Origin of the sequence: Paenibacillus silvestris (genome assembly GCF_009882985.1) — a bacterium.
Lineage (GTDB): Bacteria > Bacillota > Bacilli > Paenibacillales > NBRC-103111 > Paenibacillus_E > Paenibacillus_E silvestris.
On record NZ_WTUZ01000021.1, the window covers coordinates 1 to 26050 of the forward strand.

A 26050-nucleotide genomic window follows, 5' to 3' on the forward strand; every position below is an offset into this window, starting at 1 on the left:
ACTGGCGCCACGGGAGTGAAGAATGTATACCTCGTATACAAAGGAACTGGCGGTCCGCTCTTTCATCTAAACTGGTTCCAATTTAGCCAGTCTGCTATGGTTGGAGGCGTGTATAAACTCATTAATGAAGGAAGCGGTAACCCTGCCATGGACGTGAAAGGAAATGCAACCGCGAACGGGACACCAGTCATTGTGTCACCAGATAATGGCGCTGCAAGCGAGCAATGGAATGTTAGCGACAATGGCGATGGCACGTTCAGGCTCCTTGGTGTCACAAGCGGCAAAGCGCTAAATGTTTCCGCAGCTACAACGACGGATAACTCGAAGACGATTATATGGCCCTATGGGGGTTCATCGAACGAAAGGTGGAAGTTCAACGCTAATGCGGATGGCACCTATACGATTGTTGGAGTCCAAAGCAACAAACCGTTGGATACGCTTTTAATAGGCTCGGAATATTCGGTGGTTATTAAGACGGCGAACGGTACGGCAAGTCAGAAATGGCGATTAGTCAAATTGCAATGATCATATTGGCTTGGTTAAGGGTGTCCTTGAGGCACTCTTTTTTTTAATTTATACGGTTCAAAAATAATCATGAATAGAACAAAAAACATCATGAGTCTTCCTATCAGGAATCGCTATAATTTACTTGAGAACAATCTGTAGCGCTTAATATTGTAAACGTTTCCATAAATGATTGTATGATAAGAGAGGATGAATCTAAATGAAAAATAACCTTATACGAAGTGCCGCCGTCTGCACAATTTGCAGCACGCTGGCTTTTGCACCCGCCGCCTTTGCGCAGGACGCGTCCCAATTTACGATGTCGACGTCCGATACGGAATCGACGGGGGAATTTACCGTCACCTTGAAGGGGGAGCAGCTTGCCGACTTGTTTGCCTATGAAGCCAAATTCAGCATTGATGCAAGCAAGCTGGAAGTAGTTAAGGCGGAAACGAATATAGAAGGTTTCTCGATCTCACCTATTGTGAAAAACAATGAAGTAACCATCGCACACACGAAAATCGGTAAGGTTGATGGTGAAAAAGGAGATGTCGTTCTTGGCACCATTACGTTTAAAGCCAAAAAAGTAGGGACAACGAATGTGAAATGGACGTCTTTGAAAACAGTCGATCACTATTTAAAAAGCGAAACCCTTTCTATGAATTCTTCTCAAGATTTCACGAGAATTTTCAGCGATCTGGCAGGCCATTGGGCGAAAACAGACATTATGGAAATGGTCGGCAAACAAATCGTTGAAGGAATGGATGATGATCATTTTGCGCCGGACACGAATGTGACAAGAGCGCAATTCGCGACACTTATTGCCAAGGTTCTGAATCTGAAGGACAGCGCCGGCCCAATTCCGTTCGACGATGTTGCTTCAGGCTCTTGGTACGAGTCTACGGTGAAAAAGGCGTATGCGGCAGGTTTGATTGATGGCATTTCCGATCATGAATTCGCCCCGGAGAAGAACATAACCCGTGAGGAAATGACGGCGATGCTCATCAGAGCGAAAGCGCATGCAGCTGGGAAGAAAGTGGAAGAGATGCATGCGATCGGTGCGATTCCATTTGGTGATGAAGCTGCCATTAGCGAGTGGGCTAAGCCGTTCGTTCAGCTTGCGGTGGAAGCGGGCTTAATGAACGGAAGATCAGATCAAGCATTCGCTCCACAGGAGCATGCAAGCCGGGCTGAAGCTGTGGTCGTATTGAAGAGGCTATTAAACAAAGCTAGCCAGTAAGCAAATCCGTAAGAATCACGGACTCATTCATGTCGAAATATAAGAATTTTTGTCGAAAGCAAAAGGAAAAAAAGGACATTTCCTGTAATGACCGAATGTAAGGTGAGAAGGTCATCTATTGTATTTTGACATGACGGGGTGCTCAGGATGAAGGTGTTAGCTAAACCGTGGACGTTTTCGGCGACGCTCCATGTCTTGTTAGTTGTGATGGTTGTGTTCCCCATCGCAACTATTTCGACCATGATTCTGCAAGTATATAAACGGGATCTGCTGCAGCAAACGACAGAACGTTCACTGCAGACGCTGCATGCGGTCACCTATTCCGCCCAGCAGGAGATTAGTAAGATCGAGTACGTGACGGCGGCCGTAGGCGTCGATCGGGATATTTTGTCGATTGCCACTGCGCTGCATCAAGCGGATGAAAGCAATCGCTATGCTTACATTTATGCGCTGGAGCTTGCGCTTAGCCGATATACCTACTCGATGTCGAGTCAGCTTCTGGCGATCCATTTTTTTTACAAAGATGGCGGCGTGTATTCGTTCCAACAAAATCTGTCCACGGATGAGCAGGAGGTTCGTGCGATGAATTGGTATAAAAAGACTTTGCAGCAAACGGATAACGTCCAATTTCTGGGCCTCCAGCGTATGATGTTGTTTGGCCAGACTGTGCCGTCAGGGTTGTCTGCCGCCATTGCACCGAGTGCTTATCATACGTTAAGTGATGTTGAAATGGTTTGTTTTACATTGAACGAGGAAGCGTTCGACAAAATTTTCCTGCAGCAGCCCTATGATAAATCTGCTTTTGTCATTGTGACGGGAGAGGGTCAAGTCATCTCTTCCAGCAGCAACTGGAACGAGACGAGCGAGAGTCTTGCCAGGCTTGAGCAAATTAAATCAGCTAATGAAGGCCATTTTACCGACAAATTCAGTAAGACTGAGATGCTCGTCACTTATGCTGCCGTTGGTCAAACAGGGTGGAAGGTCGTACATGAAATTCCGTATAGTGAGCTTACTTCCAATTATAACCGAATTTATAAAATCGTCCTGTTTGCCACACTTGCTGTTATTGCGGTATTTTTGCTTATCTCCTTCTATTTGGTAAAAGGTCTGACCAGGCCCATTCATGTGTTGGTACGTAAAATGTCCCTGGTCATGGAGGGGGATCTGAATGCCAAAATCAGCACATCCGGTATTGCAGAAATGGCTACGCTTGGCCGCACGTTCAATCATATGCTGGATCAGATTAAGCTGTTGATTCGCCAGCGTGAGGAAGAGGAACAGATGAAAAGGAAGGCGGAGTTCGCTGCCTTGCAATCGCAGATTAACCCGCATTTCCTGATTAATACGCTGAATGCGATTAAATTGATGGCGCTCATCAGCAAGGTGGATAACATTCGAAACATGACCAATGCCTTGATGCGGCTCGTTTCTTCCTCTTTTAACAGAGGAGGCATTCTTACACGTTTTTCCGATGAAATCGAAAATTTAAAGCATTATTTATACATTATGGAAATCCGCTATGGTCATAAATTTGAAGTAGAATGGCAGATTGATCCGCAGACGGAGTCGAAGTATTTGCTCAAGCTGCTGCTGCAACCGATTCTGGAGAACAGTATCGTACACGGGATGGCCGGTAAGGAATCGCAGGGTAAAATTGTGATAGCCGCCAATGTTCATGAAGGCAGTCTATACATCGTGATAGCCGACAATGGCGAGGGGATGAGGGAGGAACAGCTAACGCAGTTCCGAGCGAAGAGCAGTCCGCATACGTTTTCGGGAATGGGGTTTGCCAATGTGCACCACCGTATTCAGTTGCATCACGGGGAAGATTACGGCTTGACACTTGCAGCCAATGAGCCGGAAGGAACGAAAGTTACCATGAAAGTTCCACTCATTTTCAAAGATAAAGAAGATACATCATTCTAACGGTTCAAAAAAGATCAACTCTACAGCCGAAAAGATCATTTGGATGCGTTTACATTACGGGTATGATAAAAGTAGAACAAATGATTATACAACCAATCATTGGAGGGGTATCTAAGATGGGAAAAAGAAAATTAGTAGGCACGGCATTAGTCAGCGGGATTATGCTGCTTAGCACCTTAACAGGTTGCGGCAAAGACACGGCTACACAGCCTGCGGCATCTACCAAGCCTGTAGAGTCCCAAGCAGCAGCAGCGCCGACACCGAAGCCAGCTTCCCCAGTTAAGCTGAAGCTAGCGATGTGGGACGCGAAAGGCGATTTGACATTTTGGCAGGAGAAAGTGAAAGAGTACACCAAATTAAAGCCGAACGTAACCGTTGAAGTGGAAAAGGTGCCAGACAATGGCGGTCAGTACTTAAAAGTACGACTAGCGGCAAACGACTTGCCAGATCTCTTCTACTTGAAGCCAGCGCATATGCAGATTTACAAGCAGTCACTTCTGACTCTCGATGAATTAAATGGAGCAAAAAATAATAAATTCCCGGCCAAAATAGATGGAAAAATTCTGGGAGCGCCTCTCGTGTCATTCTCTGAGTTCGTTTATTTCCATCCAAGTGTGTTCAAAGAACTGAACTTGGAAGTGCCGAAAACAATGCCTGAGTTCATGTCTACGATGGAGAAGATTAAAACAAACGGCAAATACACGCCGATTGCCATTGGAGGCAAGGAAGACTGGACGTTCTATCCGTTTATGGAATTCGGACCGCATATTCTTTCGGGCGATGAAAACTACTTGGGTACGTTAGCCAAAACACCTGAACCGTTTGGAGACGGCAGCACATTTGATAAAGTTGGCAAGGTAATTAAAGAAATGTCGAGCAAAAAGTTAGCCGGACCGGATGCACTTTCGATCTCCTTCGATCAGTCTACACAGCTGTTTGAATCCAAGAAGGCGGCTATGATCGCTGCTGGCCAATGGTACTACGGGGATTATGCCAATCGGGTGAAAACGGATGAAGATTTGGGCGTGTTCCCGCTTCCTTTCCGAAACTCTGAGAGCGAGCCGCTCACTGCCATGACGCTGTCCGATATGAACATCGGTATCAACAAAAACAGTAAAAACGTAGAAGAAGCAAAAGCGTTCTTCGAGTGGATGTTCAGCAAAGACGTCTACCAAGGCTATATCAATAGCGCCCAACAGTTCTCCACGATTAACGGCGTGAACTCGGAAATTCCATTCTTCAATAAATGGACAGAAAAATATCCGTTTAAACCGTTCATTTACTCTGCGTCGGATGAGGCTTTTGCGAAAGTAAGCGGCGCAGCGCAGTTCGATTTCAAAAAGGCGGCTCAAGAAATCTATTCGGGCAAACCAATCGAAACGTTAGAAAAAGAACTAAACAACAAGTGGAAAAAAGCGGTTGAATCCAACAAATAAGTTTGGAAGAGAAGGCACTACCTAGGCAACTGGCATAGTGTCTTCTCTTATATACAGGAGTGATTATATGAACTATCGCATGCAGCAAAAAGTCGTTATTTTCTCGTTTCTGTTCGTTCCTGTTACCCTCTTGCTGTTGTTTCTTATCTATCCGACCCTGCAGCTTTTCCGCTACAGCTTAACAAGCTGGGACGGCTACAGCCCGAGCTTCAAGTACATTGGCTTCGACAATTATGTCCGCATGCTGTTTGATTTCCCAGAAGCTTGGCATGCGATAAGGAATAACGGGATCTATTTCTTGCTCCATAGCGTTGCGATTCCGCTTGAAATGGTGACGGCAGTGCTGCTAAACAGAGTGCTGCGAGGGAGCGCATTTTTTCGATTCTCAGTCCTAATGCCTTACATTATTAACGGAATTGCTGTCGCCTATATGTTTAGTTACATATACAATCCTATTAATGGCCCACTTAATGAGTTGTTAAAAGCTATCGGATTAGAGTCATGGATTCAAAGCTGGCTAAGTGACGCAAATGTCGTCAATTATTCCTTAGTGGCAGTTTCACTATGGCGCTACAGTGGTGTCCATGTCGTCCTATTTCTAGCCGGGCTGCAGTCGATTCCAAAGGATCTTTATGAAGCGGCTGAGATTGATGGGGCGAACTTTTGGCAGCAGCAGCGGTTTGTAACTTTGCCTGGTATTCGCCGAGTGGTGGAAATTATTTTGTTCATGAATGTATCTGGAGCACTTCTGCAATATGACATTCCGCTTGTCATGACAAATGGCGGTCCAGGCAGCGCAAGCTCGACATTTGGTTTATATTCGTTGCAGACAGCTTTTACGTATAACAACTATGGCTTGGCCTCGTCGATGGCGGTTATGCTTTTGTTCTTAATTATTGTTTTTTCAGCGCTGCAGGCATGGATCGTGAAAGACAGGAGTGAAGCATGACATGGAACGTACACAGTTATTGAAACAAACCTATAAGCCGGAATTACCGAGCCGAACCCGTTCAATGAGCTCACAGCGATTAGTAGGCCATATCGTGTATTATGTGCTTTTTATCTGCATGGCAGCGATTGTTTTCGTGCCTATTCTACTGGTTGTGTTCGGTTCGTTTAAGACGAATTTGGAGCTGGCCGAAACGTCGCCTTTTTCCCTGCCGAAAAGCTTCTTGCATTTCGATAACTATGTTAGCGCATTGAAAGAAGGCAGTATGGTGCGTGGTCTGGGCAACTCGGTGCTGCTCGTTGTGTGCAGCATGCTCGGGAATATGCTGCTCGGCACGATGACGGCTTATGTACTCAATCGCTTTCAGTTCCGTATGAAAAAAGTGATTCTCATTATGTTTATGGCTGCGATGATCATTCCGGCCTACACGACGGAAATTGCCCGGTTTCAGCTCATTCATGCTCTTGGTGTCTATAATACACTGGGCGCACCACTGCTGATTTATATCGGAACAGATATTATGCAGATCTACATTTACATGCAGTTTCTCGAAAAGATTTCCGTACAGCTCGACGAGAGCGCGATGTTAGATGGAGCCTCTTACGTGCGAATCTTCCGTTCCATTATTTTCCCGCTATTGCTGCCAGCAACGGCTACTCTAGCCATACTAAAAAGTGTTACAATAATGAACGATATCTTCGTCCAGCAGCTCTACATGCCAAGCGCGAAGCTCGCAACATTGGCAACTTCATTGACGGCTTTTGTAAGTACACGCAGCTCAGACTTATCTCAGCTATGCGCGGGAATTATGATTGTATTGCTGCCAAGCGCTATTTTTTACATCGTGTTTCAGCGTTATATTTTCAAAGGTCTCATGGATGGGGCTGTTAAAGGATAAGGTAAAAGGCAGTCAACTTGGCCATTGGAGGATGAATAGGTTGCTTAAATTGATGATTGTTGACGATGAACCGCTTGTTCGCCTTGCCCTTCAACATATGATTGATTGGCCAAGTATGGGGATTGCGGTCGAAGTAGAAGCCGCTGACGGAGCGGAAGCACTTGAGATTCTGAGGCAGCGTGACGATATTGATCTCATGCTGCTGGATATCGAGATGCCGAGGCTAAGCGGAATTGAGCTGCTGCGGACCTACCCGGCTGTTAAGGAGAAGCAGAGACCTGTCACGATCATGTTAAGCGCTTATAGCGATTACAGCTATGTTAGGGAGGCTTTTGTGCTTGGTGCCATCGACTTCATCGTCAAAGCGGATATGGACGAGGAGCATCTTGTTCCTGTCGTTTTAAAGGCGATTAGTGAGCTTCATAAACAGGCACCTCCGTTACATCCACTGCCAATTAGTGAGACCCAAGATGATGTGGATGCGAAAAGTGAGGTTCTTCGCCAGCTCATCACATATGATCCGAATCAGCAGGAGGATGCTGCAGCCATTGCAGGTACAGGTATTCACGAGTGGCTTGGGGAATCCAATCAGTTGGTTGCTGTCATGACCATTGCGCATGGCTCTGCGAATAGCAGGATGGAACGAACCTTACATGATACGAAAACGCAGCGTTTTATTAGACAATCGGTGCAGACTGTGCTCGACGCCATGTCGATCCGGCATTTTATTTATCGTAAAAGCCAAACGGAATACGTGCTGTTCTGTACGCTAGCTCAGTATCGAAGTGAAAGTGTGATTCGTGAAAAAGTGCAATCTGCCTTTGCGATGATGCAAACTCGGCTTATTCAGTATGTGAATGTGTCGATATCTATCGGGGTGAGTGAGCTGGCTAGCGGAACGAAGCATTGGTACCGCCTGCATCAGCAGGCAGCGCACTTGGCTGCGATGAGTTTTTTTGCCGGATGGAACAAAGTGTTCTATCCCGAAAGCTGTATGGATCAGGGAAGAGCTGGAGCGAATACAGGATCTGGGTCTGGAGCGAATACCGGTCAGGACCATGTTCGCAAGCTGCAACTGACGCTGAAAGCAAACGGTGCCGGGATCGCTCAGCTACTGGAGCAGGATAATCCAGAGCTGTGGAGCAGGGAGTTTGAACAAATGCAGCTGCTGCTCGGGCAAACATGGGGATGGCGGCCTCAGGATGTTCAAGCTGCGCTTGAAGATTTGCTCTGGGAGCTGGGAGGCTTACTGTATCGCAGAGGCATCCGATGGGACGATCTGGAGGATGAGCTGCAGCACCCTTTTGAATATATGAAAAGTCTGGAGACTTTGGAAGAAACGAAAAGTTGGCTGCATCGGATTTGCACGAACTTGCACAGTTGGCTTCATGGGAAAGAAAAAGCGGATTGCAGCTACAGCATTGTAGTGGCGACGGCTAAACAATTCCTTGATCTTCATTACATGGAAGACGTCAACCTGGCATTAATCAGTGAAATGGTTGGCGTCAGCGAAAGCTATTTGAGCAAGCAGTTTACGAAGGAAGTTGGCAGTAATTTCATCCAGTACTTAACGCACTTGCGCATCGAAGAGTCGAAACGATTAATGAAGAAAAAAGGCTTTAAAATTACTGACATCGCTGAAACCGTAGGTTATTTAAATGTCGAGCATTTCAGCCGGATGTTCAAGAAAACGACAGGGTGCAGCCCCAAGCTGTATCGGGAGAGTTTGTTGAAGTGAGGCGCAGGGGGGAACGGGAGCTGTGGTTGAGGTGCGAGGTGCAGGTACACAGTGCACAGTGTACACTGCAAAGTGCAAAGTGCAAAGTACAAGGGAACGCTGGTCCGCTATTCAGCGAGATTAGCCGTATGAGCGTGCGAATGGGAACTGTGTTCCGCTATTTCGGCGTTATCGCTGCAAATGGGAGCCATATTGCAGCGATAGGACCCTGTAGTTCCCCTTAACCGCTCGAACCCTCGCTTTTCGACGTAATAGCGCCCTGTAGTTCCCCTAGGGGGGGAGGAAGAACAGGGAAAGTCTTAAAGAAAAACGCTCGTCTTACGACGAAGACGTTTATTCTTGCACGCCTTTTATGATACATGTCGTATCATACGTTAATTTGTCATGTTTTGTAGAGCTTCAAAAACGGAAAATAAGTGTTCACTGGCAAGGCAGTACAAAAACAGAAAGGGTGATAGATTTGCGCAGATTATTGAAGACTCATTTCCAAAAGAAAGTCTTATTAAGTGTCATGGTTGCAGCTTGCCTTTCTTCCGGCTTTACAGGCATGACTAACGTATTCCCGCTAAGTACGGCACATGCGGCAACAGCAGTTACTTACACAGGATCTGCCCCGCCACCGGCTCATAATCTGGCCCTGTGGTATCGACAGCCTGCAACAGATTGGCAAACACAAGCGTTGCCAATTGGAAATGGCTACATGGGCGGGATGGTTTATGGTGGTGTGGAACAGGAACATGTCCAATTTAACGAAAAAACCTTATGGACGGGAGGCCCACGTTCAAAAGCTGGCGGTGGAAGAGACGGTAACCGGGATGGTGCTGCTGATCATTTAGAGGATGTACGTCAGAAGTTAGCGAGCGGGGATGTATCTGGAGCCACAGCGATTGCTGAACAATATTTGACAGGAACCTTAAATGATTATCCTCAGTTTGGAAATTATCAAACTTTTGGCGATATTTATTTTGATTTTGCGCTGCCAGCCTCTGTAACGGTGACCGACTATCGGCGAGAGCTGGATCTCGAAGATGGCATTGCCCGTGTGACATACAAGCAGAACGGAATTGACTATACGCGTGAGTATTTTATGAGCTATCCGGATAACGTGATGGCGATGCGGCTTACGAGCAGCCAACCGAATCAACTGAACTTTGATGTAAGGGTTACAAGTCCGCAGACGTCTCCTTCAATCGTGGCTAATGGCAATACGCTGACCCTTAGTGGTAAGCTGGCCGATAATGAAATGGCGTACGAATCCCAGTTCCGTGTTCAATCGGATGACGGCAGCGTAACGGCAGGAAGTGGGAAATTGACGGTTGCAGGGGCAAGTTCTGTGACTATTCTCATGACGGCAGCGACGGATTATGCCAACCATTATCCCGATTATGTCGGAACGGACCCGCACTTAACCGTAACTAATACGCTGGCAGCAGCTTCAGCCAAAACGTATGAATCGCTGCGGACGCAGCATTTGGCGGATTATCAGTCGCTGTTTAAGCGGGTATCCCTGAATCTGAATGATCAGATTGCAACGATACCGACGGATCAATTGCTGGCCAGTTACAGAAGCACTCGCACCAGCGCGCTGGAGTCACTGTTTTTCCAATATGGCCGGTATCTGCTTATCGCCTCATCGCGTGAGGGGTCACTTCCTGCGAATTTGCAAGGCGTCTGGAATAACTCCAAAACACCGCCATGGGGAGCGGATTATCACACCAATATTAATCTTGAAATGAACTATTGGCCTTCGGAAGTAACCAATTTAAGTGAAACGGCGATTCCTTATGTGGAATTTATCGATTCCTTGCGGGAGCCAGGCCGGGTGACGGCTCAGAAGCATCATGGCGTAACCGGGGAGGGTTGGACGATTCATACTTTTACAAGCGTATTTGGCTATACAGCGCCAGGCTGGGATATCAGCAACTGGGGATGGCAGCCGGCAGCGGGTGCGTTCCTTTCCCAACAGCTGTGGGAGAAATATTTGTTTACAGGCGATAAGACCTACTTGCAGAATAAGCTGTATCCGATCATGAAAGAAGCGGCACAATTTTGGACGAAAACGCTCGTAACAGATACAGACGGCACCTTGGTATCTGCACCAGGCGTATCGCCTGAACACGGTTCTTTGAGTATCGGGGACTCCTATGACCAAGAACTCGTTTGGCAATTGTTTACGAATTGTATGGAGGCAAGTGAGGCACTTGGCATAGATACGGATTTTCGAAACGAACTGATCGATAAACGCAGCAGGCTTTCTATGCCGAAAATTGGGAAATACGGCCAAGTGCAAGAATGGAAAGAAGATATCGATGATCCGAATGATACGCATCGTCATATTTCTCATCTTGTAGGGTTATATCCCGGTAATATGATCAACAATGTGACGACACCTGATTTATTTCATGCGGCCAAGGTGACATTGACACAGCGCGGAGATGAAGCAGAAGGTTGGAGCCGAGCTAACAAATTAAATATGTGGGCTCGCACACTGGACGGAGATCATGCTGAGAAAATTCTTCGAGGACATCTTGACAGCAGTACGTACTCGAATTTATTCAATATTGGTCCGCCATTCCAAATTGATGGTAATTTTGGGGCAACGGCCGGGATTGCGGAAATGCTTTTACAGAGTCATACGGGAAGTATCGATTTGCTGCCGGCTCTACCCATGGCATGGCCCAAAGGGGATGTGAAGGGCTTGAAGGCGAGAGGGAATTTTGAGGTGGATATGAGCTGGGACGGTACGATTTTGAAGAATGCCTCGATTACTTCTAGATTAGGGAATGTCGCTAAAGTAAAGAGTAGGACTTTTACGCATGCTGGGCAGTATCAAGTTTTAAAAGCGGACAACACACCAGTCAGTTACACCGTTAGCGGTGATACGATTACATTCAATACCGAAGTTGGGCAAAAGTACGTCATTATCTCCAGTGTGACACCACCACCACTTCCACCGACGAATGTGGAATCGCCTACGCATACGTTTACCAGCGTTGATCTGAAATGGATGGCTCCGAGCAGTGGCGCTGAGGTTGCGGGTTATGTTGTAGACGTCTATCAAGGCGTTACTAAAGTGAAAAGCATCGATGTGGCGGCTGCAAGCACGAGCCTTCAAGTAACTGGACTTAGCGAGAAGCAGCTATACCGTTTCGTTATTTGGTCCAAAGATGCGAGTGGGACCTTATCTGCAACAAGCGCAGAAACGACGGCCTACACGTTTATAGGTGACGTTTATTTGCAAAACTTTGATAGCGGAGAGGTTGGGGGATGGAAGAAGACGTCAACGACAGGAAGTGCTACGTTCAGCGTAGAGAATAATACTTTGAAAGTTGCCTCAGCCCCTGTAGCTATTATGGTAGATGATAACTCGCCTGTGTATAAAGATGCTGATTTGGCTATGAAGCTGAAGATTCAGACGGGAACGGGCAGAGTCGGGATGCTATTCCGCTACAATGACGTGAATAACTATGCCGGTGTCATCTATGATTTGGGCAAGTGGTTGTGGTATTACGTGAAAGATGGTACAGAGCATTATGGTGATCTGGCTTCAGTGGCGATGACGAATGGCCAAAGTTATGACGTCAAAGCGAGGTTTGTTGACTCAGATATGAAGTTATGGATCGATGGTCAACTAGTCGGTTCAGCGACAGTCGGAGATATTCTTAATGTCCCTGGAAAAATAGGTCTGAGAACGTGGTTCGATAATAAAGTGCTGTTCATTGATGACGTCACGTATACGAACACAAGGCCGGCCTCCAATATCCCAGTAGCAGGCGTTACGTTGGATAAATCGGCTGTGGCACTTAAAGTGAATGAGATGGTGCAGTTAACCGCCACGATTCAACCGTCGAATGCAACGAATCAAAACATCAATTGGACAAGCAGTAACTCGTTAGTTGCCAAGGTGGAGGTAGTCGGCGGTAAAACAATTGTCACAGGACTGAAAGAGGGTACAGCGGAAATTACGGCGACATCTGCGGATGGAGGTTTCCGGGCGGCAGCTCAGGTGACGGTTACGAAGGCTAGTGGTGTCGTTCCATCGGTAAAAGTTGATGACCGCAATGCAGCTGTTATCTACACGGGTTCGTGGAATAATTACAGCGATGGTGGGGATTACAGTGGTACTGAGAAATACAGCAACACAGCTGGCGACTCCGCACAATTTACGTTTACCGGCACCACCATTCAGTTGATCAGTATGAAACAGAGGAATATGGGAAATGTCGATGTGTATTTGGACGGTGTGCTAGTTCAAGCGAATATTGATTGTTACGCGCCAAGTACGATTAAACAGGTTGTTCTCTACAGCAAGACAGGGCTAGTGGCTGGGCAGCATACGATGAAAGTTGTCGTCAAAGGGACAAAAAACGCGCAAGCCGTGGATACCATTGGCGCAATCGATGCTTTTGAGTACACGCCTGCCATAACAGCACCAAATGTATCAGCTGATGATATGAACAATGTCATTCTTGGCGCAGACGACAACATGGAATATTCTGTTGACGGCGGGCTGAGTTACACCCTGTATCAGGCAGCTCAAATCCCGACATTTAGTGGAAATCAAACCGTATTGGTTCGCGTTGCAGCGAATGCATCAAACGCAGCAGGTTTGCCGAAATCGCTTACGTTTACAGCGAATCCAATCGAATTGGGAGCTTCCTTGACAGGCCCGGCCTCAGTTGCAGCAGGAGAATCATTTAAGGTCGCATACGGATTGACTCATGCAGGAGAGGTATATGCGCAAGATGTAACGATCACGTATAATCCTGATCTTGTGACGTTCCTTTCAGCCAAATCTCTTAAAGAGGGATTGGTCATTGTCAAACAAGCAGAAAAACCAGGTCAGATTCGGTTTATTACAGCAAGCACGGGTGTAAATTCGGCTAATGCGAATGCCGACTTGCTGCAGCTGGATTGGAAAGCCCAAGCGATTTTACATGCGCAAAGTGCTAGTTTCACACTATCTAATCTGAATATCGCCAATGGTGAAGGCGCAGAAACCTTCGTGCCTGACAGCTCCCTTCATGTTCAAATAACCGTTAACTCGATCGTTGGCGATTTGAACGGAGACAGAAAAGTATCGATTGGCGACTTAGCTATGATCGCTGCTGCTTATGGAAAAACAGAGGCAGATTCGGATTGGAGCCAATACAAATCTGCGGATATCAATCATGATCAAAAAGTAGACATTGATGATCTTGCAGCAGTAGCAGCCAAAATATTGGAATAATCACCGAGGCTATCCTCTCCTGTTAGAGAGGGTAGCCCGGTTCAAAAAACATCAAAAATTAAGCAAAAAAGATCATTTGTATGCGCTTCCAGTAGAAGTATGATGAAGATAAGCCAAAGAAGTAAGCAAGCGGTACTTTGCAAGCTCGATGATACATGTCGTATCATGTCGAATGAAAGCGAACGACCAAGAAACAGGGGAACCTAATCAGGGAGGGTGAATGGTTGTATGAAATCCAGTAGTTCCAAGTTGAAAAAAAGCATTACGGTTTCTTTAGCCTTACTTACAGCTCTTCAAATGTATGCAGCAGTCCCAGCAGGTACCGCATTAGCTGCCGATGGAGATGCTTATTTCCAGGATTACAATAACGGTCAGGTTGGCGGTTGGAAGAAAGCCGCAGGGAACGCGACTTTTAGCGTAGTCAACAATATGCTCAAAGTTGTTACATCAGGGGTAACTTTGATGGTGGACGATAACTCGCCCTCCTATCAGAATGCCGAGCTGGAAACCAAGCTGAAGGTCGAGAGCGGGCAAGGACGTTATGGGTTTTTGTTCCGGTATGTTGATGTGAATAATTTTGCTGGTGTTGTCTATGACAATGGCAGTTGGCTCTACTATTACTATAAAAATGGTGCGGAATCCTACGGTACAATTGCCTCCAAAACGATGTCGACGAACCAAACCTATGATATTAAGCTGAGATACGTGGACTCGGATATTATTTTATGGATCGACGGAGAAAAGGTTGCTGCTGCAACCGTCGGAGATATGCCTTCAGCACCAGGTAAAATCGGCATGAGAACATGGTTCGACAGTAAAACGATGTACCTTGATGATACGAAGGTAACCCCTTATACGAAGCCTACGCCGCCTAAACCGGACCCGAATGCCGTTAACTTTGTATCGGAATCGGGTACGCTGAAAGCTGAGTTGGATAGTACGTTCCCCCGTGTAGACAACTACGTATGGAAAGCAACCGGCGCTGTCATGAACGGGCAGAAAAATTATCTTTACGCTGTGAAAATCAATGGAGAAGAATATTGGCCGAAGACGACGGCAGAAAAAGTGGGTAACAGCGTGATCTACACGCTGAATGTGGAAGAGTTGGCCGTGCAAATGAAGGTGAAAATGGAAGTGGTCGACAATACGCTCGATATGAAGTTCACCGAAATTCAAGAAAACGGTTCGACCAAAGTGAAAACCATTGAATTCCCGAACCATAGTCTAGTCTCCGTATCTTCAACGCAGCCAAAAGCTCAGGAGACGGCAGCCTGGTTTACCGGAGAGTGGAATAAAATATTTGAGGAATACAATGATCTGAAAAACGGAGCGCAAAACTTGAATCCAAGCGGCCGTACATTCGGCTTCGTCAATTCCGATAAACTGGCGGCAACGATTGTCAATAATGTCATCAATGGGAACGATAAAGTACGCACTAGTGTATCGGATGCAGCTCCTGGCGAGAAAGTTGCTGCGCTGGCTAACGGCGCTTGGACGTACCGTGAAAGCATGGTTGCACCAGCTCCAGAAGCACTCCCATGGTCGAAAGTGATCATTACGCCGGATGCGAATAATGACGGTGTTCTCGACTGGCAGGACGGCGCCATCGTGTACCGCAGCCACTCCGATATGCCTTACGGAAGCGACATGATTAAAGATAACATTTCATGGATTAGCATGAACATTGCAACAACGGCTATGCCGTTTCTGCGTTCGCTTGACCACGCCAAGAAAATTGCGCATTTGACCGACGAGTTTGGCCAAATTGTGCTGCAGAAGGGCTATCAAGCGGAAGGACACGACGATTCGCATCCGGATTACGGCGGGCACATCGGTATTCGCCAAGGCGGGAAGGATGATTTCAACTACTTCCTGACAGAAGGCAAGAAGTATAACATTAAGGGCGGCGTACACATTAATGCCACGGAGTACCATTTGGACGCCTTCCAAACGAAAATGGCGAACATGATTGCACCGCTGAGCAAAGGGTGGGGATGGCTCGATCAAGCATACTATGTTGACCAACGCAAAGACATTGAGTCCGGGGAATTGAAACGTCGCTTGGATATGCTGAAAGCAGATACGGGTAACAATTTGGATTTCGTGTATGTCGACGTCTACACAGGAGCAGGCTGGAACGCGAAGAAGCTGGCCGATTATATTAACGGCAACGGCTGGATGCTCGGCACGGAATTTGCAGGCCCGCTGCAAGAACAAGCCTCATGGGTTCACTGGGGAACAGATCCAGGGTATCCGAATCAAGGCGATGACAGTAAAATCGTCAGGTTCATTCGCAACACGAATGTGGACGGCTTCATGAGCGATGCGCTTCTGAAAGGAAATAAGCAGTCCGGTGTCGGTTATTGGCAGCCTAACTCCCAATTCTACAGCTATCAAGAAGTGACGAAGACGTTCTTTAACCAGAACTTACCGACGAAGTACATGCAGCATTTCCCGATTATGAAAATGACGAACGATCGCGTCGATTTTGAAGGCAACGTATCGGTTGCACGTTCTGGAGATGGGAAAATTCATCTGAGCAAAGACGGCAATGATATCGCGATTATGACGGATTCCAGCGATATCAGTAACAGCACGATCTTCATCCCTTGGGATCCAGTGAAAGAAGATAAGATTTACCACTGGAATCCAGCTGGCGGCAGCACGACATGGAAACTCCCTGCGTCATGGAGCGGCGTACAAACTGCGAAGCTGTATAAGCTTACGGATACAGATCGTCAGTTCGTTGCGGACGTGAACGTAACGAACGGGCAAGTGACACTGATGGCCGATGCTAATGTCGGTTATGTGCTTTACAAAACAGCAGCGGCGCAAGAGGCGGAAACAATTTGGGGCGATGGCAGTCCGGTCAAAGATCCGGGCTTTGACAGCCACAAGTGGGAAACTTGGAACAAATCATCTTCCGCTGGAACAACAGATCACATCAGTTTCAAGAAAAATAACAACGCTGACGATTATCTGGAAGTAAAAGGGCCTGAGGATGCCAAGGTTGAGCAGGTGATCACAGGACTTGAACCTGGCAAAACCTACAGCGTATCCGTTTGGGTGAATGTATATGGAACGGATCGCAAGTCGTCGATCAGCGTGAAACAAGGCGACAAGGAAGTGTCCAACTATTTGGAGGATACGAAGCTGAAATATTTCGCTCCGCAGCACAAATATTACAATACGAATTTCCAACGCATCGAAGTGGATTTTGACGCGGTAAGCGATACAGCAACCCTTGCTCTTAACGTAGCGCCAGGGGCCGCACAGGTTTCCTTCGACGATGTACGGATATGGGAGAATCCGGGGAAAACCGATCAAGCAGGGGCTGTTCTTAATGAAGATTTCGAGAATGTCGATGAAGCCTGGGGGCCTTTTGTATATGGGAAGGCAGGCAATGTGCAGACACATATGGTCGAAAAAGGCGATAATCAAGTGAAATCCTATGTACTGGATGGCAACTTCTCGTTGAAAACGAATGAAGGCGGAGCGGGAGAATGGCTGCGCACACTGCCGCAGACACTGCGTCTGGACACGAATCAAAAGTACCATTTGACAATGCAGGCCAAAGCGGATGTGGCTAATCAGTACACCGTTGCCGTTCGTGTGAATGATAACGGCACCGTGCGTGATCTGGCAACCAAAACGCTGCCAGCGGGAGCAAGTACAGTTGACTTGACGTTCATGACAGACAATGCCAAGAATGCTTACCTCGCTATCGTGAAAGGTGCAGATAGCAGTAGTGCCGAGCTCGGAGGCCAGCTTGTAGTTGATAACATTCGCGTGACCGATGAGACCGTACATGCGGTGACTGGCGTAGTGCTCGACAAGACGGCTGTATCGCTCGCTGAAGGCGGTACCGTAGAGTTGAAGGCAATGGTGCAGCCTGAGAATGCGACGAACAAGAATGTGACTTGGTCCAGCAGTGATGAATCGATTGCAAAGGTTGAAGTTGTTGACGGTAAGGCGGTTGTTACTGGCTTAAAAACAGGCAGTGCTGCCATTACAGCGACAACAGCCGATGGCAATTTCCATGCAACGGCACAAGTTACAGTCACGAAATTGGTGACTGTACCAGCGACTACGTTACTTGCACCTACTTCAGTGCTAACAGGTCAAACGCTTACGGTACGTGTAGGCTTATCCGATGTTACCGACGCGGTTTACGCGCAGGATTTGACGATTGCTTACGATCCTTCGCTGATGGAATTTGTTTCAGCCAAACCAGCTCAAACGGGTATCAGCTTGGTATCCAAATCGGAAGCAACGCCTGGCAAAGTTCGCTTCATCGTTGCGAGCGAAGGTGCTGGGCATGCAATAATCGGCAGCGGCGATGTGCTTGAGCTGACCTTTAAAGCAAAAGATATTGTGCTGCCAGCAACAGCTCGACTAGCCGTTGAAGCGGCGGTACTTGGGGATGCACAGGGGCACGAGACAAGTACAACACTTGGATCGGCCAGTGTTTCCATCACAACACCTCCTCCTGGCACGCCGGGCGATATCAATGGCGATAACAAAGTGTCGATTGGCGACCTTGCGATGATCGCTGCCAACTATGGCAAAGATTCGAGTAGCTCGGATTGGAATCTTGTGAAGAAAGCCGACGTTACTGGTGATAACAAAATCGATCTAGACGATCTTGTGAAAGTGGCTAGTCAGATTATTGAATAGCTAAAGGAACACAAAATACCGCTAGGATGGAACTCCATCCTGGCGGTATTTTGTGCTGGAGGATTAACTGGAATTTCTACTGTTAAAAATGGCGCGGAGTGAGACTTTGATGAAATAACTGGAAATTGTGGAGTTAATTCAGTCGATTTGCCTCATTTCTGACGAAACTTGAGGAATTAGCAGGAGAATTTCCATTTAATGGTTCGATGGCGGCGGTTATGAACAAATTAGCGGTACATTTTCCCGTTAAAGTTTAAATGATGGGAGTGAGGGGATGAGTAGTAAATGGTGTGACGGGATGAGAATGGGTGATGAGTGATAAATGGCGTGATGGGATCAGAGTAGGTGAAAAGTGATAAATGGTGTGACGAGATGAGAGTGGGTGAGGAGTGATAAATGGTGTGATGAGATGAGAGTGGGTGAGGAGTGATAAATGGTGTGATGGGGTGAGAATGGGTGATGAGTAGTAAATGGTGTGACGAGATGAGGCGACGAAGTGAACGTCTGGGCAGTAAAGTCGAAGTTGGAGTTGGAGTCGGAGTTAAATATGAAGGCTTATGTTGCACTTTATACAACATAATGATGTGGGTTGAGCGCGAATGCGGTCTTTCGTTGCACAATATACAACCATTTGCTGCGAAAAGGTGAGATATGAGCGGTTTAGTGCTCAAATGGTTGCACAAAGTACAACATAGAGTCGCACAGAGGCCTAATTACAGGCAAAAGGTTGCACAAAGTACAACATAGAATGTGATCGCTAAATGTAGTTGCTATATCTGTTTGCTCTAGATGTAGTTGCTATATGTGGTTGCTCTATATGCAGTTGATATCGCAATTTGATGTTAAGTGATAACAGGCGTTGCCAGACCGCGAAGATTGTTTTTCCTCGTGGGTGATGGAACGAGTCGGCACTTTGGGCCGTGTACAAATGCTAGTTTTCGCTTCCGATCTCTGGCAAGATTCGGTTGCGGTAGGTCATTGGATCCGCTACTAATTCTTTTATATATGACGTCATAAATAAAAATAAAATTTTTATAATACGCGTAATAGCCTCTTTTAATAAGAATACGCAAATATATATTGTGTATTAAATGAGCTTATGATACATTTATGACATACTAAATGAGATGAGGGGATAGAGATGCGAGTTGGACTCAGCGGTACTGGCAGAATAGGAAGGCTCGTCTTAAGAAAAGCTTTGACTAGTTCGCAGCAGGATTTCCACATAGCAGTAATAAACTCAACTTGTCCCATTCATGTGTTAGCCCATTTGTTGAAGTACGATTCCGTGCACGGCACTTGGGATGCCGCAATCGAGGTTGCTTCAGATAACATGCTGAAAATTAACGAACATTTGATTCGCGTTATTTGCGAAAGAGAGCCAGATTTGCTGCCGTGGAGAGAATTAGGTGTTGAAATGGTTATTGATGCCACGGGGAAGTTTAACCATCGGCATGGAGCTGAGAGGCATTTATTCGCAGGTGCCAAGAAAGTTCTCATTACGGCTCCAGGGACAAACATGGATCTGACGATGGTCATGGGGGTCAACGAAGGTAAATACGATCCATTGCAGCACCATTTGATTTCTGCGGCCTCTTGTACAACAAACTGTGTAGCGCCGATCTTGCACCTTTTAGATCAGGCTTTTCAGGTCAAAATGGGATGGATGACAACGGTGCATGCGTTCACGAACGATCAGAACCATCTAGACAATCCGCATAAAGATTTACGCCGTGCCCGATCTTGCACGAATGCCATTATTCCGACTTCAACGGGTGTAGGAAAAGCATTGGTTGATGTGCTGCCGCATCTCGCTGAACATCTGCAAGGTGTTTCGGTTCGTGTGCCGACACAAGATGTTTCACTGCTGGATCTTCAAGTAGTGGTTGGCCACAGCGTACACATCGAAGAAGTAAAACTAGCCCTGAAACAGGCAGTGGCCGGACCCATGGGGGTCTTTGTAGACTACAATGAACTGCCTCTTGTATCTGCAGATTACATCGGTAATGAGAAATCCGCTATTATAGACGGTCTTACGATTATGACGAAGGATGATCAAATTAAGCTTTTGGCCTGGTATGACAATGAATGGGGCTACGCTAGCAGGGTTGTAGACGCAGTAGCCTATATCTCTCGTGCAGAAAGCACGCTAACAAAGGAGGGAATGTCATGTCTCATCCAATCCTTGTAACAATGGAAACGGAGATAGCTGCGGGGCAAAATGACCTTGGTCTTATTATTTGTAAATCGTGTAATGAAGTACTCGCAACGCTGCCTACAGACGGTTACAAAAAGTTTTATGTGGTGTGCCAAGCATGCGCATGCAAAGAAAACAAGAAGGAGGCAGCAGAATGACGACACAGAAACAGGTGATCCCCTTTCAAGAGGGAGATGCTTCAATGATAGCTCATCTCGGTGGAAAGGGGGCCAATCTTGCGGAGATGACGCGTGCTGGCTTTCCCGTTCCTCCTGGCTTTACGATAACGACGGAAGCATGCTTAGCTTTTTTTGAAAAGGGGAATCGGCTTTCGGACGCACTGCTTGAGCAAATCGAAGAATCGCTGAATCAGTTAGAGAAACAGAAGGGTCAGACGTTTGGTGATGCCGATCATCCGCTGCTTGTTTCTGTGCGTTCCGGCTCGGTAAGCTCGATGCCGGGTATGATGGATACCATATTGAACCTAGGTTTGAATGATAAAACAGTGCAAGGACTGGCGGCGCTTACAAACAACGAAAAGTTTGCCTACGACTGTTACCGGCGCTTATTGCAAATGTTTGGCAGCGTCGTACTTGGTATTGAGTCAAGTCATTTCGAGACCTTGCTGCATCGCTTGAAAGTGAATGGAGGCGTGCACCAGGATCAGGAGGTAACAGCTGACGGTTGGAAGGAGCTAATTGAGGCGTATAAGGCGTGTATTTTGAGCAAAACAGGTCGCCCCTTTCCGCAAAATGTTTACGAGCAGTTGAAGCTGGCGATTGAAGCTGTTTTCAAATCGTGGAACAATGCTAGAGCTCAAATTTATCGTAAAATGAATCGAATTCCAGATGATCAGGGGACGGCTGTCAATGTTCAGAGCATGGTTTTTGGCAATATGGGTGGCAATTGCGGGACTGGTGTTGTGTTTACGAGAAATCCATCAACGGGAGAGAACACGTTCTTTGGTGAATATTTAATTAATGCACAAGGGGAAGATGTGGTCGCTGGGATCCGAACTCCGCTGGCCATTGCTGCGCTTCAGGAGGAAATGCCCGCTATTTATGAGCAGCTGTTAGACGCCTCCAAACAGCTTGAGAAGCATTACAGGGATATGCAGGACATCGAATTTACGGTGGAAAATAATAAGTTGTACCTGCTTCAAACGCGAAGCGGGAAAAGAAATGCCCAAGCTGCGCTGAAGATTGTTGTTGATTTGGTTCATGAAGGCGTATTGACAAAGCAGGATGCTGTCAGCCGAATTGAAGTGCTGCATCTGGATCAACTGCTCCATAGAGGGATTGACGAAGCATCTGTTAGCGAGGTGTTGGCGCAGGGACTTCCTGCTTCACCTGGCGCTGCGGTTGGACAGCTTGTTTTTGATGCTGATACAGCGGAAGAATGGGTGAAGGCCGGCAGGACAGTCATTCTCGCCAGAACGGAAACAACACCGGAGGATATTCATGGCGTTATCGCTGCTGAGGGCGTTCTTACAAGCCGGGGCGGGATGACGAGTCATGCGGCAGTAGTCGCTAGAGGGATGGGGAAGCCTTGCGTGTGCGGCTGTGAGGAGATTCGAATCGAGGCAGAAGAGAAGCGCATGTTTGCGCAGAGCAGGCTCCTCGAAGAAGGGGAATGGATCACATTGGATGGGGCAACGGGTCGCGTCATTACGGGGGCCATGCCCTTACTTGAAGCGCGAATGACGGATGAACTGCTCGTTGTTCTGAAGTGGGCGGATGAGATTCGGACGCTGAAGGTGTTCGCGAATGCGGATAATCCGCACGATGCCGGTATCGCAAGAGGGCTTGGGGCAGAAGGCATTGGGTTATGCCGTACGGAGCATATGTTTTTCTCTCCGGCTCGTCTGCCTGTCGTTCAGCGTATGATCCTTGCTGAAGACAAGGAAGAGCGCATGAAGGCGCTAGCCCAGCTGCTACCCATGCAGCAGTCTGATTTCGAGGGGATTTTTGAGCAGATGGAAGGCTTCCCGGTAACGATTCGCCTGCTTGATCCACCGCTGCATGAGTTTCTGCCTAACCTTGATGATTTGCAGAAAAGGTATGCCCAGCTGACGTATGAACGTGAAAGTGAAGGTTCTATCAAGGAAAAAGCTGAGGTCGCAAGCATGCTCCGTAAAGTGCAAGCGCTGCATGAAGCGAACCCCATGCTGGGACAGCGGGGCTGCCGACTAGGAATCGTGTATCCAGAGATTTACGATATGCAGATTGAGGCCATTTTCCGCGCAGCTGCCAAATGTATTGACGCAGGTGTCCAGGTGCATCCCGAAATCATGATTCCGCTTGTCGGCCATGTAAGCGAACTGAAGATTCTAAGAGAACTCGTTGACTTCGTTGCGCAGCAGGTGCTGGGGAAAGACAAATTACGCGAATGTCCTTACAAAGTAGGGACGATGATTGAGGTGCCGCGAGCCGCTTTAACGGCAGGTCAGATCGCAGCACACGCCGATTTCTTCTCATTCGGCACGAATGATTTGACGCAGATGACGTTTGGCTACAGCCGTGATGATGCGGAAGGGAAGTTTCTGACCCATTATGTCAATCACAAGCTGCTGCCGCATAATCCGTTTCAGGTGCTCGACACCGAAGGCGTCGGTCAATTAATTGAACTAGCGGTGAATGCAGGCCGTCTAGTGAAGCCGTCGTTAAAAACAGGCATTTGCGGGGAGCATGGCGGAGACAGGGAGTCGATATTTTTCTGTCATCGGATCGGATTAGATTATGTCAGCTGCTCGCCGTACCGAATTCCTTTAGCTCGGATAGCCGCTGCGCAGGCGTTTCTTTTGTATGGCGAGTCTGGAGCAAGTGGTGTCGCTAAAGCGATATGACCTAGATGGGGATTACCTAGCAGACAAACAAAAAAAGACCATCCTTCGTAGATAAATCTACTTGGGATGGTCTCTTTTTTATTACTTACTAGAGTTTAATTTGTTTCAATAAGTTTGCGATTGTGTCTTGGTTCAAGTTTAATGCGCTCATTTGACCAAGCAGAATAGCTTGAATTTGAGAAGCAAGTCCGCGAAGTGCTGCTAAGTTTGCTGTAATCGATTCTGGTGTTGGGTTTGTTACATTAATTTGTGCTACAAATTGACGAACGGCTTCAAGTACTGCGGGAATGGATGCTCCGGAAAGAACGTTTGTACCAGCAATACTTTTGAATTGATCAAGAAAGTTTTGTACTTCTGTCATCGTGCCTTCACCTAAGTTCAATTTGCCAAGTTCGGCTTGAAGCTGGCTAAGCCATTGGGAGCTTGGGCTATCCATGTTTGCGTCCATAGCGGCTTGGACTTCGCCAAGTTTTTGTAATACAGCGCCAACAGGACCTTCTGTTACTCCACCTGGAAGCTGTTTAAGCATCTCTTCAAGTTTTTCTAAAAGACTCATCTGCTATCCCTCCTCTCTAGTATCTATCGTATGTAAGTAAATGCAGATGTGATTGGATGATAGCTTATTATTTTTATTTTCATAGACTAGATTTTTGCCTCTTTCGGGTTTGCTCTAGTAAACATACGATATTTTGATATGAAAAACATTCACTAGAATCTGTTTCTCTATCAAGATGACCGAATTGAGAGGAGGGACAAACATGCCAGATAACCGGATTCGGATTAACGCCGATTTCTGGAAAGGCAAGAACGTATTTGTCACAGGTCATACAGGGTTCAAAGGAACTTGGTTAAGCTTATGGCTGCAAGGCATGGGAGCTAACGTGACCGGATATTCCTTACAGCCGCCGACGGAACCGAGTTTGTTTGAGCTTTGCCGAATGAAGGAAATGGTAACGTCTTACATCGCTGATATTCGCGACATGCCGTCATTAACTGAAGCCATCATAGAAGCAGCTCCGGACATCGTGTTTCATTTGGCAGCTCAACCTCTGGTTCGAGCTTCTTATTTAAATCCCATAGAAACCTATGAGATTAATACGATGGGAACGATTAATTTGCTAGAGGCTGTACGTCAAGCTAAGAAAAGCAGTGTGCCAATCCAAGCCGTCATCCATGTTTCAACAGATAAGGTATACTCGCAATTGGATGAGGAGAGAGGGTACCGTGAAACAGATCGTTTGGGCGGGGGCGATCCCTACTCGAACAGCAAAGCTTTAACGGAGTTGATTGTAACCAGCTATCGACAAATTTATGAAAAGGAAGAAAGCGAGTGGAGCGAACCTGTTGCGCTTGCATCGGTGAGAGCCGGCAACGTGATTGGCGGTGGAGATTGGGCCGAAGATCGGCTGATTCCCGATTGCTTCAAGGCTATTCTTCAAGGGAAGCCGGTTAAGCTCAGATATCCGCAAGCGGTTCGTCCTTGGCAGCATGTGCTTGAGCCTCTGCATGGTTACTTACTGCTGGCACAACACATTTATGAAGACAAGCAATATGCTGAGGCGTGGAATTTTGGCCCCAATGAGGAAGATACGATTTCAGTGGAGCAAGTAGTGAGCAGCTTATGCAGCAAATGGGGAGATCAGGCCGCCTATCAGATCGATTCAGATGAGCATCCGCATGAGGCGCATGTATTGCGATTAGATTGCACGAAATCCCGTACTTTACTAGGATGGTCACCTCGCTGGAATCTCGATATGGCGATTTCCAAATCGATTGAATGGGTCAAAACCTACGACCAACTCGGAGACTGCAGGGAGCTTTGCAACAAACAAATACAGGAATATGTAGAGGGAAGTGAATCTCATGATCATTAAACCCGGTAATCTCCAGGGCATTTATGACATCACATTAGCTCCCAATACCGATCATCGGGGTTATTTTACCCGACTGTATGATGTAAATATCATGAGGGCGCATGGCCTTCACCGCAATTGGGTGCAAGAAAATCGCTCTTTTTCCAAACAGAAAGGTACGATTCGGGGGCTTCATTTTCAACGTGAACCTCATGCAGAAACCAAACTTATATGGGTCAGCAGAGGAGCGATCTTAGATGTGTTTGTAGATGTACGCCAAGACTCCCCGACCTTTGGCTGCTATGAAAGCAGGGTGCTCACAGAGGAGAATTATGCAATGGTTTATATTTCTCCCGGTTTCGCGCATGGTTTTTGTACCTTAACGGACAATTGCGAGGTTGTTTATAAGGTAGACAATGTTTATTCACCAGCGCATGAAGGCGGGATTATATGGAATGATGCTTCCCTTCAAATTCCATGGCCCGTCGATCAGCCGATTATTTCGGCTAAGGATCAGGTGCTTCAATCGTTAGATACATTGAAAAGGAGAGATTGAG

The 26050-nt window shown here is 46.9% G+C and carries 15 protein-coding genes; 14 read left to right on the plus strand and 1 reads right to left on the minus strand.

What is annotated here, in order from left to right; translation table 11 throughout:
• The 12 genes from GQF01_RS18605 to ppdK all read left to right on the plus strand — a co-directional run.
• A partial coding sequence (locus GQF01_RS18605) for an RICIN domain-containing protein (RefSeq protein WP_202556492.1) occupies nucleotides 1-525 on the plus strand: 525 nt, incomplete at its 5' end.
• 199 nt (nucleotides 526-724) lie between these two features.
• On the plus strand, nucleotides 725-1744 hold the full coding sequence (locus GQF01_RS18610) for an S-layer homology domain-containing protein (protein WP_161408256.1): 1020 nt from the start codon (nucleotides 725-727) through the stop codon (nucleotides 1742-1744).
• A gap of 147 nt (nucleotides 1745-1891) precedes the next feature.
• Complete coding sequence (locus tag GQF01_RS18615) at nucleotides 1892-3670, plus strand: sensor histidine kinase (RefSeq protein ID WP_161408257.1); 1779 nt, start codon at nucleotides 1892-1894, stop codon at nucleotides 3668-3670.
• Nucleotides 3671-3786: 116 nt separating this feature from the next.
• Nucleotides 3787-5106, plus strand: coding sequence for an ABC transporter substrate-binding protein (locus GQF01_RS18620; protein WP_161408258.1), 1320 nt, complete (start codon nucleotides 3787-3789; stop codon nucleotides 5104-5106).
• A 67-nt stretch (nucleotides 5107-5173) separates the two neighbouring features.
• Complete coding sequence (locus GQF01_RS18625) at nucleotides 5174-6055, plus strand: carbohydrate ABC transporter permease (protein ID WP_161408259.1); 882 nt, start codon at nucleotides 5174-5176, stop codon at nucleotides 6053-6055.
• 1 nt (nucleotide 6056) lies between these two features.
• Nucleotides 6057-6953, plus strand: a complete 897-nt coding sequence (locus GQF01_RS18630) for a carbohydrate ABC transporter permease (protein ID WP_235960014.1) — start codon at nucleotides 6057-6059, stop codon at nucleotides 6951-6953.
• 31 nt (nucleotides 6954-6984) lie between these two features.
• The gene (locus GQF01_RS18635) at nucleotides 6985-8691 is read left to right on the plus strand and encodes a response regulator transcription factor (protein ID WP_161408260.1); all 1707 of its coding nucleotides are present in this window, start codon (nucleotides 6985-6987) and stop codon (nucleotides 8689-8691) included.
• Between the two features lie 460 nt (nucleotides 8692-9151).
• Nucleotides 9152-13921: a DUF4073 domain-containing protein gene (locus GQF01_RS18640; protein ID WP_235960016.1), complete on the plus strand. Its 4770-nt coding sequence runs from the start codon at nucleotides 9152-9154 to the stop codon at nucleotides 13919-13921.
• Between the two features lie 228 nt (nucleotides 13922-14149).
• Complete coding sequence (locus tag GQF01_RS18645) at nucleotides 14150-18598, plus strand: endo-alpha-N-acetylgalactosaminidase family protein (RefSeq protein WP_161408262.1); 4449 nt, start codon at nucleotides 14150-14152, stop codon at nucleotides 18596-18598.
• 1141 nt (nucleotides 18599-19739) lie between these two features.
• Nucleotides 19740-20789: a type I glyceraldehyde-3-phosphate dehydrogenase gene (gap, locus tag GQF01_RS18650; protein WP_161408263.1), complete on the plus strand. Its 1050-nt coding sequence runs from the start codon at nucleotides 19740-19742 to the stop codon at nucleotides 20787-20789.
• A gap of 2 nt (nucleotides 20790-20791) precedes the next feature.
• The gene (locus GQF01_RS18655) at nucleotides 20792-20953 is read left to right on the plus strand and encodes a GapA-binding peptide SR1P (protein WP_161408264.1); all 162 of its coding nucleotides are present in this window, start codon (nucleotides 20792-20794) and stop codon (nucleotides 20951-20953) included.
• Nucleotides 20950-23640 carry a pyruvate, phosphate dikinase gene (ppdK, locus tag GQF01_RS18660; RefSeq protein ID WP_161408265.1) on the plus strand — a complete coding sequence of 897 codons (2691 nt, stop codon included), beginning with the start codon at nucleotides 20950-20952 and terminating at the stop codon, nucleotides 23638-23640. Before GQF01_RS18655 ends, ppdK begins: the two co-directional genes overlap by 4 nt.
• An 88-nt stretch (nucleotides 23641-23728) precedes the next feature.
• On the opposite strand, the gene GQF01_RS18665 is transcribed toward ppdK, so the two are convergent.
• Nucleotides 23729-24196 (minus strand): hypothetical protein, encoded by a 468-nt coding sequence (locus GQF01_RS18665; protein ID WP_161408266.1) that lies wholly within the window; start codon nucleotides 24194-24196, stop codon nucleotides 23729-23731.
• Between the two features lie 202 nt (nucleotides 24197-24398).
• Here GQF01_RS18665 and rfbG point away from each other — a divergent pair, with 202 nt between their 5' ends.
• Nucleotides 24399-25514: a CDP-glucose 4,6-dehydratase gene (rfbG, locus tag GQF01_RS18670; RefSeq protein WP_161408267.1), complete on the plus strand. Its 1116-nt coding sequence runs from the start codon at nucleotides 24399-24401 to the stop codon at nucleotides 25512-25514.
• Nucleotides 25504-26049, plus strand: a complete 546-nt coding sequence (rfbC, locus tag GQF01_RS18675; RefSeq protein WP_202556496.1) for a dTDP-4-dehydrorhamnose 3,5-epimerase — start codon at nucleotides 25504-25506, stop codon at nucleotides 26047-26049. Before rfbG ends, rfbC begins: the two co-directional genes overlap by 11 nt.
• Nucleotide 26050 lies beyond the last annotated feature (1 nt).